The sequence below is a fragment of the Sporosarcina sp. FSL K6-3457 genome, from assembly GCF_038007285.1.
Taxonomy (GTDB): Bacteria; Bacillota; Bacilli; order Bacillales_A; family Planococcaceae; genus Sporosarcina.
In genome coordinates, this window is the sequence record NZ_JBBOWX010000001.1 from 678319 (window position 1) to 692074 (window position 13756).

Sequence of the window (13756 nt, forward strand, 5' to 3'; positions counted from 1 at the left end):
GTCTTTGCGCAGGGCGTCTTATTGCAATCTTGGAATTTGATTCGGACGAAGGGACAACGTACAATTAGTGTAAAGGAGTGCTGATGCTAAATGAAAACAGAAAAGCAATTTTTTGACGAAGCGATTTCGCTTGAGCAATATATGGATAAGATGGAGACGCATAAGGAACACAGTTTCCGAATTTATGAGCAATTTGAAGTGCCACAGGATGATGAATTCATCGCGCTACTGAAAGAAAAGAAGCCAAGTGTTCTTGTCATTACAGAAGATTGGTGCGGCGATGCGATGATGAACAATCCAGTGTTCAGAAGAATTGCTGAGGCAGCAGGGCTTGATGTGCGTGCTGTCTATCGTGATGCGGATACGGACTTAATTGACAGACATTTAACGAATGGTGGTCGATCGATTCCAGTCTATTTGCTTCTTGATGAAAACGGAGAAGTTGAGGCGAAGTGGGGACCACGTGCAGCAAGCATTCAAGAGTATGTGCTGGAATTACGCAAGGATTTACCACCTGCTGATGCACCTGATTATAAAGAGAAGCAACAGGTATTCATTGAGCAAATTACTGCAGAATACACATCGAAGCCCGAGCATTGGCTGACGGTATATGAAGATATTCGTAAAACATTTCTGCCAATTTTACAAAAACAGTCCTAATTGGGATTAAATCAATGAGGGCGTAGCAACCATCTTAGTTGATGCTACGTCCTATTAACATGAATTAGCAGAAGTTTAAACACTGGATGCAATTACTAAAAAACTATTTGTACGAATAGAGGGAATTTCGGATGAAGCGAGCACGAATTATTTATAATCCGACGTCAGGACGCGAAATATTTCGCAAGCATTTAGGTGAAGTCCTTGAACAGTTTGAAATGGCTGGTTATGAGACATCTTGTCATGCGACGACCGGTGAAGGAGATGCGACGGAAGCGGCGAAGCAGGCTGTGGAACATGGTTTTGATCTTGTAGTTGCAGCAGGAGGAGACGGCACACTCAATGAAGTTGTCGCAGGCGTCAGCTCATTCGACAAACGCCCTAAAATTGGACTCATTCCGACAGGGACAACGAATGATTTCGCGCGTGCATTACGAATTCCAAGAGATATTGATGCTGCGGTTGATATTATTGTCCGTGGTGAAACAATTCCAGTCGATGTTGGACTCATGAATGACCGCCATTTCATCAATATTGCGGGCGGCGGTAGAATGACGGAATTGACGTATGATGTGCCAAGTAAGTTGAAAACCGTACTGGGTCAGCTTGCATATTATTTAAAAGGCATTGAAATGTTGCCATCTATTCATTCTTCACATATGAGAATTGAGTATGATGGGCAAGTGTTTGACGAGGAAGCGATGATGTTTCTCGTTGGATTGACGAATTCAATTGGCGGTTTTGAAAAATTAGCCCCTAATTCAAGTATCAATGATGGCAAGTTTACATTGCTTATTTTGAAAAAATGTAATATTGCTGAATTTATTCGCATTGTTTCACTTGCTATCCGCGGTGAGCATCTTGGCGATCCACTCGTCATTTCAAGTGCAGCAGAGAAGATTACAGTGACGTCATCTGAGGAAGTTTTACTTAACCTAGATGGTGAATATGGTGGCATCCTACCAGCGACGTTCCAGAATCTTTATCGTCATATCGAGATGTTTGCACCAGTAGATGAATTAAGAGAAGAAGATCGGGTATAACTGCCGACGGATTAAATAGAAAAAAGCTGTATGACTGTCAAAGTAGACGGTCATACAGCTTTTTTTTAGATGAAATCAATGGCCTGATCTTGATTTCCCGCAAGCTTAGGTAAATCATTTATCAGAACCCAGCGGTGACAAAATATCATGCCATCGTCTTCACCGCCACCTGCTACACAATGTTCCCACTCACTCGTCTTTTCGCCCATATAGGCAAGATGAAAAATATTGCGCTCATAGAAAATATCTTTGTTTGGTGGAAAGTAATTCGTTTTGTTTACTTTCCCTTTTAACTCAAGGTGGTCACGTGGAATGCCTGTTTCCTCTTCAATCTCTCTGTATAATGCGTCAATCAACAGTTCGTTGGTCTCGATTGTGCCACCTGGAACTTGAAGGCCTGCATCAGGATGTTCCTTGTGTTCGAACACAAGGAGTTTACGTTGGGCCTCTTCACCCTGTGTGATATACGCTAGTACTTTTCTTTTCATTTCCATTGCGTTCACCTCACTTAAGTTCGTAAATTATACACATAATTTAGAATACTCGCAAGTAATTTATTTAGACGTACTAAAGTTATTTTTCATTGGGTACATGATAGAGAAGGATTGTGGGTATAAGAGGAGGGAAGGATGTTACACATTTTGCAAGCCGAATTGTAATGAAGTAGAAAGGATGTGCCGCGGTGTATAAAAAACAAGAAAGATGGCTGATCTGGCTGGCATTTGCAATTGCAGGCATTATGACATTGTCCATTTTGGGTCGGATTTTTGGAAGCTGAAGGAGGAAAACGATATGGGGAATGAAGAAGCAGTCTTTTTTTCACGCATATTAACAGAAACGACCTTATCTTTTCATATTATTTACGCAACCATCGGTGTTGGGGTTCCATTGATGATTATGATTGCTCAATGGGTCGGCATTAGGAAGAATGATGAGCACTATATTTTACTGGCTCGGCGCTGGGCACGTGGCTTTGTCATTACTGTTGCTGTGGGAGTTGTCACAGGAACCGCCATCGGTTTGCAGTTATCTTTGTTATGGCCAAATTTCATGGAGCTTGCGGGAAATGTGATTGCGCTTCCGCTGTTCATGGAAACATTTGCATTCTTTTTTGAAGCTATTTTTCTGGGCATTTATTTATATACATGGGATCGATTTGAGAATCAGAAAAAGCATTTACTGTTGTTGATTCCGGTAGCAATTGGGGCTTCATTCTCAGCGGTGTTTATAACGATTGTCAATGCGTTTATGAACGCGCCACAAGGGTTTGATATCGTTAATGGGGAGCTTATTAATATTAACCCATTGCTTGCAATGTTTAACCCTGCGATGCCTACAAAAGTGGCGCATGTTGTGGCGACATCTTATATGACAGCAGCATTTGTACTTGCTTCGATTGCGGCATTCCGCTTGTTGAAAGGGTCAAATCATGAATACCATAAAAAAGCGCTCTATTTGACGATGAAGGTTGGTTTTGTGTTTGCTGTAGCAGCCGCGATCATAGGTGATTTCTCAGGGAAATATTTAGCTGAATATCAACCAGAGAAATTAGCCGCTGCAGAGTGGCATTTTGAAACAGAAGGCAATGCACCACTTATTCTTTATGGTGTGTTGGATGATGGAGAAGTTAAGTACGCACTTAAAATTCCGTTTGCGTTATCGATATTGGCACATAATAATCCAACCGCAGAAGTGACTGGACTCGACCAATTCGCCGAAGAAGATACACCGCCCTTGTACATCCATTATTTGTTCGACATCATGGTGACAATAGGCATTTGGATGACGGTGTTGTCTGGTGTGTTTTGGCTCGGTACGCAACGCCGTTGGAAAATGGTGACAACGAAATGGTTCCGTTGGCTAATTGTGTTCGGGGGACCGCTTTCTATCTTAGCGATTGAAGCTGGTTGGTGGATGGCTGAAGTCGGTAGGCAACCGTGGATCCTGCGAGGCATCATGCGTACACAGGATGCAGCTACAACGAGTGGTCAAGTCGATACGATGTTAGTGTTGTTCTCGCTGCTATATCTTGTTCTAGGCGTCGGTAGTGTCGTCGTGTTGCGGCGAATGTTCCGAAATAATCCGGTGGAACGGGAAATTGAAGATCGTCATACCGAGAAAGGCGGCGATATGTTATGACGCTCGAAATACTTGGAATTTCGGTTTTATGGACCTTTTTGTTTGGCTATATCTTAGTAGGAGCGATTGACTTTGGGGCTGGATTTTTCAATGCTTATAGTTTGTTGACGGGGCGTCAACGTATTTTAACGAATATTATTCAACGCTATTTATCGCCTGTTTGGGAAGTGACGAATGTATTCCTTGTATTCTTCTTTGTCGGGATTATCGGGTTCTTTCCTAAGACGGCTTTTTATTACGGGACGACATTGCTTGTGCCTGTTAGTATTGGCGTCATTTTATTGGCAATTCGTGGCTCGTATTATGCATTTGAAACGTATGGCGCGCGCGGTCATAAAGGTTATTCGTTTATGTATGGAGTTGCGGGACTACTCATTCCAGCTTCGCTTTCCATCGTATTGACGATTTCAGAAGGCGGCTTTGTTGAAATGGTAGACGGCAATCCGGTGCTCGATTATTGGGTGTTGTTTACGAGTCCCTTGACTTGGTCGATTGTCGTGTTGAGCATTGTGGCGACGCTTTATATATCAGCCGTGTTTTTAACATGGTATGCCAATAAAGCACGTGACGTAGAAGCGACGAAGCTACTTCGCAAATATGCGCTCATTTGGGCATTGCCAACGATGATTACGGCGGGCGGCATCATTGTTGAATTGCGGAATCACAATCCAGAGCATTATAGCAATATCCAGACCTTCTGGCCGATGTTTTTAGTGTCGTTCCTGATGTTTGTTGGAACGGTTTGGCTGCTGTGGAAACGTAGTAAGTACGGTTTGGCGTTCATATTGCTAATCGGGCAATTCGCCTTTGCTTTTTATGGTTATGGTGCATCCCATTATCCGTATTTGTTGTACCCATACTTGACGATTTACGATAGCTTCACGAACCCAGCAATGGCGATTTCTTTGATTGTCGTGTTCATCATGGGACTTGGGCTACTCATACCATCGTTATATTTGCTCATGCGCTTGTTCTTGTTTGATAAAGATTATGTTCGTGGAAAAGGTAAGTACCACGCATAAGGAGGAAAAGTTGATGACCCATTTTCTAATGTTTTACGCACCATTTATCGTTTTGATTGGTGGGCTTGTTGTGGCATTTGTTGTTGCTCCGATGGATGGGGCGGTGAGGAAGCGGATTGAGGAAGAAAAGTGATAAGTAGGACAGCAGACGTCGTTGGGCGTCTGTTTTTTGGTTCTCCATATCATCAATAAATAAATCGACAAAGTATAGCGTATATGCGATAATATGATTATGGAGAAATTAAATTGGGAAACGATAGCGTATGTCAAATTCAACGGTGAAGTACCCATAGATGAATTTTTAAATTCATTAACACCTAAGCAGGAAGCAAAGGTTCTTCGTTCGATTGAACTTTTGGAGGAATTTGGAATAGGTTTGGGTGGCCCACATGTAGCTTATTTGGAGGATGGGATATACGAATTGCGAACTAAGCTTTCAACGAATATCTTTCGTACAACTCTTTTTCATTGGGATGGGAATCAGATTGTCCTTTTACATGGTTTCCAGAAAAAAACGTAGAAAACACCGCCTATGGAAATCAAACGGGCTAAAGAGTATCGAGATGATTTCTTAGAGCAAAAAAAGGAGAAGAAATGATATGAGTTACTTCAAACAAAGACTTAAACAAAGCCTTGAGAATCCTGAGTTTATGCAAGAATGGGAAGCGAACGAAGTAGAACATCAGATTGCACGCAGTATCATTAAGAAGCGTAAACAGTTAGGCCTAACACAGATGGAGTTGGCAAGGTCACTGCATACAACACAAAGCGTAGTATCACGTATTGAAAATGCAGACCAAAACTTAACCATCGGAACGTTGAAAGAGATTGCGAAAGTTTTGGAAATGGATTTACAAACAATGATGTTTCCAGTCACGGATTTAGAAAGTGAAACGGGTCTTTTACCGTGAAATATAGGTGTTAACTTGCAGACGTCGCTCGGCGTCTGTTTTTTTGCGGATTTTAGTAGGTCCTTAGTTGTGTTTCGCCAATAACTAACCATTGAGCGCCAATAAATCTACGGTGAACGCCAATAACCGGTTGATAAGCGCCAATAAGTTAATGATTTACGCCAATAACATAGGTAACGCTTACTTTTTCAACGATAGCAATTCACCCTTGTTTGCATAATATCCTTGCATTCTTCATCGCTTTTCATTACTATAAATAGAAATAACTAAAAGCGATGAAGAGGAAAAGTAAAATGAGGGTGTCTTATAGAGAGCTTCTGTCGGTGGAAATGAAGCAGACGAATCGTTTGAACATGATCTCTGAGCTGCGTGCTGAACGTGTTTTACCTTCATTCAAATGAAGGTAAGCCTCCGGCGGATGTCACAGATTTTGAAAGGAGTCAATGATGGCAGTCTAAGTGCGCGACGTCCTGTCGCAACGACTGCATGACCTACATCTTGTAGGCCTCAAGCTCGATTCAAAATCTGGACGCAATTACGCTGGGGCGTAATTGACACAAGTAGGCTACGACAAGATTTGACACTTGTTACAAATGTCAAAGTATAAAGGCAGTCACGCCTTGTACTTTTGGAGGCAAACAATGTGAGTTGTTTGCGTAACTAAGGTGGTACCACGAGTTTTAAACCTCGTCCTTATCGATTTATTCGATGAGGGCGAGGTTTTTTTATCTGGATTCAGTAGAATCCAGATAAAGTGGAAGGCAACCTAAGTACGCCACGTCCTGTGGCAACGGTTGCATGACCGACATCCTGTCGGCCCGCGGATGTCACGGATTTTTTAGGGGAGCTTAAGAAGGCAGTCTAAGTACGCGACATCCTGTCGCAACGACTGCATGACCTACTTCCTGTAGGCCCCGAGCTCGAAAAAAATCCGGACGCAATCACTCTGAGGCGTGATTGATTCATCTATTCAAAGAGGAGAGATTACATGAGTATTTTTATTGGAGGAGCATGGCCATATGCCAACGGTTCATTGCACTTAGGCCATATGGCTGCATTATTACCAGGTGATATTTTAGCGCGTTATTATCGGTTAAAGGGTGAAAAAGTGTTGTATGTATCAGGAAGTGATTGCAACGGGACGCCTATTTCAATCCGTGCAGATCAAGAAGGTGTGGCAGTAAAGGAGGTAGCAGACCGATTCCATAATGAGTTTACCGATTGTTTTTCTAAACTAGGCTTCACTTATGATTTATACACAAGAACGGATAGTCCGCACCATCATCAAACTGTACAAACAATATTTTTAACGTTACTTGAAAATGGCTTTTTATATAAAAAAGAAATCGAGCAGATGTATTGTCGGCATGATCAAAAGTTTCTTCCTGATCGATACGTGGAAGGCGAATGTCCGAACTGTGGTGCGAAATCACGAGGAGATCAGTGTGATATTTGTTCATCGATTTTAGATCCATTAGATTTGATCAAACCCGTATGTAAACTATGTGGCAACACGCCAGTGAAGAGAAAAACGGAGCATTTTTATTTTGAATTAAGTCAATTTCAAAAAGAACTTGAGGCTGTTGTAGAGACTGCCGCTGTTAATAAAACATGGCGGGATAACGCCATTCAATTATCGAAACGCTATTTGAAAGAGGGGCTACAGGATCGGGCAGTCTCTAGAGATATCGCAAATGGCGTCAGTATCCCTGTCAAAGGTTTCGAAGATAAAAAAGTATATGTTTGGATTGAAGCAGTTTCCGGCTATTATTCTGCAAGTATCGAGTGGGCGGCTCAAACAGGTAATAACATCAACGAATTTTGGGATGCAGACACGACTTCTTACTATGTCCATGGCAAGGATAATATTCCGTTCCATTCCATCATTTGGCCGGCAATTCTGTTAGGCATTAAAAATCCCGCATTGCCTACACATATCATTTCCAATGAATATTTGACATTAGAAAAAAAGAAATTATCTACCAGCAATAACTGGGCCGTATGGGTTCCCTATATATTAGAGCATTATCATGCCGATTCCATTCGTTATTTTTTAACAACGAATGCGCCTGAAAATCGTGACACTGATTTCTCATGGAGAGAATTTATTTCTAGTCATAATGCCGAGCTCCTTGGTGCGTATGGCAATTTTATTAATCGGACATTGAAATTTTTAGAGAAGTCATATGGAGGACAAATTACAAAGGGAGAAATAGACGTAGCCATTAAAGAAAGTATTGAACAGTTATACGCCGGTGTCGGTCAATTAATCGAGGAAGGGCATTTTAAGCAGGCGTTGGATGAAATCTTTGAATTGATTCGCGCAGCCAATAAATATTTTGACCACGAACAACCGTGGAAACAACTGACGGAGGATAAAGCAGCTTGCGACAATACATTACTGACATGCGTTCATATTATTGCAAATATCGCCCAGTTACTGTCACCATTTTTGCCTACTTCGAGTGACGAGGTGAAGGCTATGTTGAACTTACAGGACTTTAAATGGCAAGTTATTAAGAAAACAGCTTATCAGTTTTCAGAGGTAGAGCCATTGTTTGAGCGTATTGATACGGCTAGAATCGGAGAGGAGTTGGCTAGATTAGAAGCACAAAGTGAGAGTGCCGGCGTGTGAAAATCGTATTTACTACCGCATAGAGTATATTTACTACCGTTCAGGGGACATTTACTATCGCATAGCGAAGGTTTACTACCGTTCAGCGACCCAAATCACTTTGATTGCTCGTGAGAGGTGCGAAAAAGTCTGATGCCTCTGCTTTTTCGCCTTTTGCATGGTAAACTAAAGACATCTGAAATGTGGAGGAAAAACGAATGTCTTTTAGTGTAAATCGAAATGAAAAATTGAATGTTTTTGTAGAGGATTTGACGCATGACGGCTCGGGCGTTGCGAAAGTAGATGGCTATCCGCTATTCATCCCGGGTGCGTTACCTGGTGAAGAAGTGACAATCCAAGTGGGCAAAACGTTGAAAAACTATGGCTTTGCACGATTGTTAAAGGTGACAAAAGCATCACCAGATCGTGTTGAACCTCCTTGTCATGTATTCTCGGAATGCGGCGGCTGTCAAATGCAGCATTTGTCCTACGAGGGACAGCTCGTACAAAAACGCAAAACCGTGCGTGACGTCATGGACCGGGTTGCGAAGCTACCACATGTACCTGTTCATCCTGTCAAAGGAATGGACGATCCATGGCGCTACCGCAATAAATCACAAATACCTTTCAGTGAACGCGATGGCAAAGTCGTTTCCGGCTTTTACAAATCACGTACACATCACATCGTCGATACAGACATCTGCCTCATCCAAAGTCACGAAGCAGATGACCTGATGGCTATGTTGAAATATGAGTTACATGCAATGGGCATGGATGCTTATGATGAAAGAAATCATCTCGGAATGCTCAGGCATTTAATCGTCCGCAAAGGGCGAGCAACAGGTGAAGTGATGGTCGTTTTAGTCACACGCAAAAAGAAATTCACACAAAAAGATGCAGCTATTGAACTGATTAAACGCGTTATTCCAGATGTGACGTCTATTATGCAAAACGTCAACGATCAGAAAACAAATGTCATTTTCGGTGATGAAACGATTTTATTACACGGCAAATCAGTCATCGTGGATTCAATCGGCAACATCGATTTTGAAATATCCGCACGTTCTTTCTACCAAGTGAACCCAGAACAAACGGAAGTATTATACGGACAAGCACTCGACTATACACAATTGACAGGGAATGAGTCTGTCATTGATGCCTATTGTGGTATTGGTACAATTTCTTTATTCATCGCACAACAAGCGAAAGAAGTGTACGGTGTTGAAATCGTTCCACAAGCGATTGAAGACGCTAAACGCAATGCAGAATTGAATGGTATCGACAATGCTTATTTTGAAGCAGGGGCAGCAGAAGTCGTCATTCCAAAATGGTATGCAGACGGCAAGCGATTCGATGTATTAGTCGTCGATCCACCGCGTAAAGGCTGTGATGAAGAACTGTTGAACACGATTTTAGAGTATAAGCCGAAGCGTGTGGTTTATGTTTCGTGTAATCCAGGGACGCTTGCACGGGATTTGCGGATACTTGAAGATGGTGGTTATCGTACGCAGGAAGTGCAGCCGGTGGATATGTTCCCGCACTCGAGTCATGTTGAAGTTGTTTGCTACATGGATTACGAGGGCTAGTTAAAACGCCCAATCTACAAAGTTTCGCGTGCCTGTCACTCATGCAATCACGAAAGTTCAAACAAACATGATAGTTTGAACTTACGAATTTAACGTGTTTGTTTAAGTGGCTGGCACCAATAAATTACGAGGAGGAAAGGTATTGAAGTTAATTTCATGGAATATTGATTCGCTAAATGCGGCATTAACGAGTGATTCAGCACGTGCTTTATTGTCTCAAGCAGTCTTAAATACGATTATTGAAAATAACCCAGAAGTTATTGCCATACAGGAAACAAAATTATCGAGTAATGGTCCTACTAAAAAGCATTTGGAGATTCTTAGGGATAGGTTTCCTGATTATGAAATCGTTTGGAATAGTTCAGTAGAACCCGCACGTAAGAGTTATGCGGGTACGATGTTTTTATATAAAAATCACCTGACACCTTCCGTCACCTTCCCAAGGATCGGAGCACCAAGCACCATGGATGAGGAAGGTCGTATGATCACATTAGAATTTGATCATTTCTATTTAACACAAGTTTATACACCGAATGCAGGCGATGGTTTGAAGCGTTTAGAAGAACGACAAATTTGGGATATAAAATATGCTGATTATCTAGCAGGTTTAGATAAAGAAAAGCAGGTTATTGCAACAGGAGATTTTAATGTAGCGCATAAAAAAATAGACTTGGCCCACCCCGAAAATAACCGTCGTTCAGCTGGCTTTACGGATGAAGAACGGCAAGGTTTCACAAATCTTTTAGCAAAAGGATTTACAGATACTTTTCGCTACATCCACGGTGATGTGACAGGTATTTATTCTTGGTGGGCTCAGCGTGCTAAAACAAGTAAAATTAATAATTCTGGCTGGAGAATTGATTACTGGCTAGTGAGTGATCGCATAGCAGATAAAGTACTTAAATCTGAAATGATTGATTCAGGTCCAAGACAAGATCATACGCCACTATTGTTTGAAATAGATTTGTAGTTTTGTTTTCCGGTGCTAGTCACTCATACAATCATGAAGGTTTAAACTTATGAATTTAACTAACGTGTTTGTTCGAGTGACTGGCACCAATAAACTTGCCAACAGACTTGTTCAGAACCACAAAAGGGAGGGAGACCATGATAAAACAATTCTCTAAAGAGGTTATTAATAAATTAAAGTACTATGTTTATATCTACTCTGACCCAGAAACTGATGAAATATTTTATGTTGGAAAAGGTATTGGAAATAGAGTGTTTTCCCATTTAACTGACACTGACGATACAGAAAAGAGCCGATTTATCAGCCGTATTTTGGATCGAGGACAAGAGCCGAAAATTGAAATGCTGATCCATGGCTTGGAAGATGAGCATACCTCATTGAAGGTTGAGGCAGCGATTATTGATTTAATTGGAAAAGAGAAATTAACAAATAGAGTGCGAGGATGGCAAAGTGGTATTTTTGGAAGGGTAGAAGTTAATCAATTAATATCGCATTATGAAAGAGAGAAAGTTTATATAGATGAACCCGCTATCCTAATTCGGATAAATCGTTTATTCCGTTATGACATGACTGATATTGAACTTTATGATGCAACAAGAGGAGTTTGGAAAATAGGAGAAAATAGGGAAAAGGCAAAATACGCTTTAGCTGTATTCGACGGGATTGTGCATGAAGTCTATGAGGTCATTGCTTGGTTTCAAGCAGGAAGCACATTCAATACAAGAGGTTCTCTCGATGAAGACAAAAAACGATGGGAATTTGTCGGTAAAAAAGCAGAGGAATCAATACGATCCAAATACATAAGAAAGTCAGTTGAGCATTATCATTCAAGAAGCGCTCAGAACCCTATTAAATACGTAAATATAATAGAGAATTAGAACGAAATTCATCAGCCTTTTAGATAAATTTTTTTCGGGTGCCAGTCACTCATACAATGATAAAAGTTCAAACAAACATGATAGTTTGAACTTACGAATATAACGTGTTTGTTTAAGTGACTGTCACCAATAAATAATAAGAAAACATAGAAAAAACTCGTGTCCTAGACGACACAAGTTGAGCGTTGACCTAGATTATTCGTGAAAAATTCCACAAAGTAAGCATACATTAAAGTAACAATGCCACTACAGACTACAAAGGCGTGGTCAATAGTGCACATTTCACAACACTTTACAGACTACAATAGCGTGGTCTGTAAAGTGTTGCTTACTTTTAATGTATGCTGTATTATAACAAAGTTTACGCCACTATTCAAATATATATACATTGAATCAATTTCATAAATCACCTTTTTCAAAAGCTTAGACTGCTCCTATATCAAAATCTACATTTTTAAAAATTAAGCAGCTGTGTTTTCGCGTGCCTGTCAATCATGCAATCATGAAAGTTCGAACAAACTTGATAGTTTGAATTTACAAATTTAACGTGTTTGTTTGGGTGACTGGTACTAATAATAGGATGAGTATATTCGATTGTGTAAAGGAGGTTCAACATTGGATATAAACAAAGTGAAAGCTTTATCTTTTGAGGAGTTACGTGCTTTATATAAGAGCTTCCTTCATAGCCAGGATTACGCAAAAACAACAATCAGCACTGCTTACGCTGATTCCTTCTATCTTTGGAGAAAAGGGAGCAAAGATCTGTTCTGGAATACAGTGACTGCTACTGATTTTGAGAGCGAGGCAAAGAATACATTATTACAGGCTCTTTCTGAGAATTCGACCGGTAACGTTAAATCACTGGTTAGTAGCTACTTGTCTCATCTAAGAAGGTTTCGTTTATTCTTAGCTTCTGATGTAAGGTCTGAGCCGTTTTTGCCAAAACAAGAAAAGATTAAAAAGACAGAACAGAAGTACTTACCTATAACTGAAAAAAACATTGAGGAACAACATAGGTTTGTAGGGGCAAGTTCTAATTATGGCAAAGAAGGTCTGATAATACACGATGTATTAAATGCATTTCCTTTTCATAATGACTTAAATACTATTGCGATGAAGATTGCGGTAATAGATGTGACAAATTCAACCCATCTATCTCAATATAAGAGCAAGTTATCTTTATATGACCTGGCTAAATTGATTTTGGAGATTCCTGATTTTGATAAACGTTTGGAAAAGGGAGATCCTGAACTTGTAAATATTATTGCGAGAAACATTGGTGCAGTTAATATGTTTTCGTTCGCATCCAAGTATTGTACATATCATAACGTAGAGGTTTATGGAAGAGATGATTATTCCATATTTGATGGAATCGTTAAAAACACACTTCCATATTATATTCCTGGCCTAACTGTTAGTAGGATTGATAAGTGGCGAGTTAATCTTGATTATAAATCATTTAATGAATGTGTAGGTAAATTACTTGATGAACACAATATTCACATTCCTTTTAGAAGAAGAAAGTTTGATCATTTCTTGTGGTATGCAAATAGATAGTGCTTGATATCACATCTGTTGATTAACCATTTACTTGCATAATATACCGGTGAAAAAGGCTTGAAAACCTCCATTTTCACTGGCGCATTTCCGGTTCGCTTTCGGCTAACTATTCACGACATGATTACTGTAGAAGTAGATGTGTCATCTTATTGCGAATACTTGCCTGTCGCGTACCTACAACGTTCAAGTGAAAAATGCAGTTGTTTGGAAGGAAAAGAATAGATGACTTTCTATAAGGGTGTAAGTGCCCGAAAATGCAATTTCGGGCACTCTTGCACTTTGTATAAGGTACTCCATTTTACTTTTAGCAAGTTTTATAAGAATGTGACACTTCCTAAAGTAATAGTGGGAAGGACCATGGTAAAAGCTTCGG

At 40.5% G+C, this 13756-nt stretch carries 13 protein-coding genes; 12 read left to right on the plus strand and 1 reads right to left on the minus strand.

Translation table 11 applies throughout. The features are described 5' to 3' along the window. Positions 1-90: 90 nt before the first annotated feature. Both N1I80_RS03300 and N1I80_RS03305 read left to right on the plus strand, forming a co-directional pair. Positions 91-660 (plus strand): thioredoxin family protein, encoded by a 570-nt coding sequence (locus N1I80_RS03300; RefSeq protein ID WP_340736537.1) that lies wholly within the window; start codon positions 91-93, stop codon positions 658-660. 131 nt (positions 661-791) lie between these two features. Further along, positions 792-1703, plus strand: a complete 912-nt coding sequence (locus N1I80_RS03305) for a diacylglycerol kinase (protein ID WP_340736538.1) — start codon at positions 792-794, stop codon at positions 1701-1703. A 65-nt stretch (positions 1704-1768) separates the two neighbouring features. Here N1I80_RS03305 and N1I80_RS03310 read toward each other — a convergent pair whose 3' ends face one another. Then, the gene (locus tag N1I80_RS03310) at positions 1769-2197 is read right to left on the minus strand and encodes an NUDIX hydrolase (RefSeq protein ID WP_340736539.1); all 429 of its coding nucleotides are present in this window, start codon (positions 2195-2197) and stop codon (positions 1769-1771) included. Positions 2198-2495: 298 nt separating this feature from the next. On the opposite strand from N1I80_RS03310, the gene N1I80_RS03315 reads away from it, so the two are divergent. The 10 genes from N1I80_RS03315 (at position 2496) to N1I80_RS03355 (ending at position 13380) form a co-directional block, all read left to right on the plus strand. After that, complete coding sequence (locus N1I80_RS03315) at positions 2496-3842, plus strand: cytochrome ubiquinol oxidase subunit I (protein ID WP_340736540.1); 1347 nt, start codon at positions 2496-2498, stop codon at positions 3840-3842. After that, positions 3839-4864, plus strand: a complete 1026-nt coding sequence (locus tag N1I80_RS03320; protein ID WP_340736541.1) for a cytochrome d ubiquinol oxidase subunit II — start codon at positions 3839-3841, stop codon at positions 4862-4864. Before N1I80_RS03315 ends, N1I80_RS03320 begins: the two co-directional genes overlap by 4 nt. 13 nt (positions 4865-4877) lie before the next feature. Then, positions 4878-4997, plus strand: coding sequence for a cytochrome bd oxidase small subunit CydS (gene cydS / locus N1I80_RS23325; protein ID WP_445683633.1), 120 nt, complete (start codon positions 4878-4880; stop codon positions 4995-4997). A 99-nt stretch (positions 4998-5096) separates the two neighbouring features. Then, a complete protein-coding gene (locus tag N1I80_RS03325) occupies positions 5097-5384 on the plus strand; it encodes a type II toxin-antitoxin system RelE/ParE family toxin (protein WP_340736542.1) in 288 nt (95 codons plus the stop codon). Between the two features lie 79 nt (positions 5385-5463). Continuing rightward, complete coding sequence (locus N1I80_RS03330) at positions 5464-5775, plus strand: helix-turn-helix domain-containing protein (RefSeq protein WP_340736543.1); 312 nt, start codon at positions 5464-5466, stop codon at positions 5773-5775. A 988-nt stretch (positions 5776-6763) separates the two neighbouring features. Continuing rightward, positions 6764-8410 carry a methionine--tRNA ligase gene (gene metG, locus N1I80_RS03335; protein WP_340736544.1) on the plus strand — a complete coding sequence of 549 codons (1647 nt, stop codon included), beginning with the start codon at positions 6764-6766 and terminating at the stop codon, positions 8408-8410. Between the two features lie 197 nt (positions 8411-8607). Further along, entirely contained in the window at positions 8608-9975 is a 1368-nt protein-coding gene (gene rlmD, locus N1I80_RS03340; RefSeq protein WP_340736545.1) for a 23S rRNA (uracil(1939)-C(5))-methyltransferase RlmD, read from the plus strand. A gap of 142 nt (positions 9976-10117) precedes the next feature. Further along, positions 10118-10945, plus strand: a complete 828-nt coding sequence (locus N1I80_RS03345) for an exodeoxyribonuclease III (protein WP_340736546.1) — start codon at positions 10118-10120, stop codon at positions 10943-10945. Between the two features lie 137 nt (positions 10946-11082). After that, entirely contained in the window at positions 11083-11823 is a 741-nt protein-coding gene (locus N1I80_RS03350) for an LEM-3-like GIY-YIG domain-containing protein (RefSeq protein WP_340736547.1), read from the plus strand. Between the two features lie 615 nt (positions 11824-12438). Further along, positions 12439-13380, plus strand: a complete 942-nt coding sequence (locus tag N1I80_RS03355; RefSeq protein ID WP_340736548.1) for a hypothetical protein — start codon at positions 12439-12441, stop codon at positions 13378-13380. The last annotated feature ends 376 nt before the right edge of the window (positions 13381-13756 follow it).

What these genes read in the sequence shown, in the direction of transcription:
- N1I80_RS03305 (WP_340736538.1), top strand. Translation starts at nt 792, where the DNA reads ATGAAGCGAGCACGAATTATTTATAATCCGACGTCAGGACGCGAAATA.
- N1I80_RS03310 (WP_340736539.1), bottom strand. Translation starts at nt 2,197, where the DNA reads ATGGAAATGAAAAGAAAAGTACTAGCGTATATCACACAGGGTGAAGAG.
- rlmD (WP_340736545.1), top strand. Translation starts at nt 8,608, where the DNA reads ATGTCTTTTAGTGTAAATCGAAATGAAAAATTGAATGTTTTTGTAGAG.
- N1I80_RS03300 (WP_340736537.1), top strand. Translation starts at nt 91, where the DNA reads ATGAAAACAGAAAAGCAATTTTTTGACGAAGCGATTTCGCTTGAGCAA.
- N1I80_RS03350 (WP_340736547.1), top strand. Translation starts at nt 11,083, where the DNA reads ATGATAAAACAATTCTCTAAAGAGGTTATTAATAAATTAAAGTACTAT.
- metG (WP_340736544.1), top strand. Translation starts at nt 6,764, where the DNA reads ATGAGTATTTTTATTGGAGGAGCATGGCCATATGCCAACGGTTCATTG.
- N1I80_RS03330 (WP_340736543.1), top strand. Translation starts at nt 5,464, where the DNA reads ATGAGTTACTTCAAACAAAGACTTAAACAAAGCCTTGAGAATCCTGAG.
- cydS (WP_445683633.1), top strand. Translation starts at nt 4,878, where the DNA reads ATGACCCATTTTCTAATGTTTTACGCACCATTTATCGTTTTGATTGGT.
- N1I80_RS03320 (WP_340736541.1), top strand. Translation starts at nt 3,839, where the DNA reads ATGACGCTCGAAATACTTGGAATTTCGGTTTTATGGACCTTTTTGTTT.
- N1I80_RS03315 (WP_340736540.1), top strand. Translation starts at nt 2,496, where the DNA reads ATGGGGAATGAAGAAGCAGTCTTTTTTTCACGCATATTAACAGAAACG.
- N1I80_RS03325 (WP_340736542.1), top strand. Translation starts at nt 5,097, where the DNA reads ATGGAGAAATTAAATTGGGAAACGATAGCGTATGTCAAATTCAACGGT.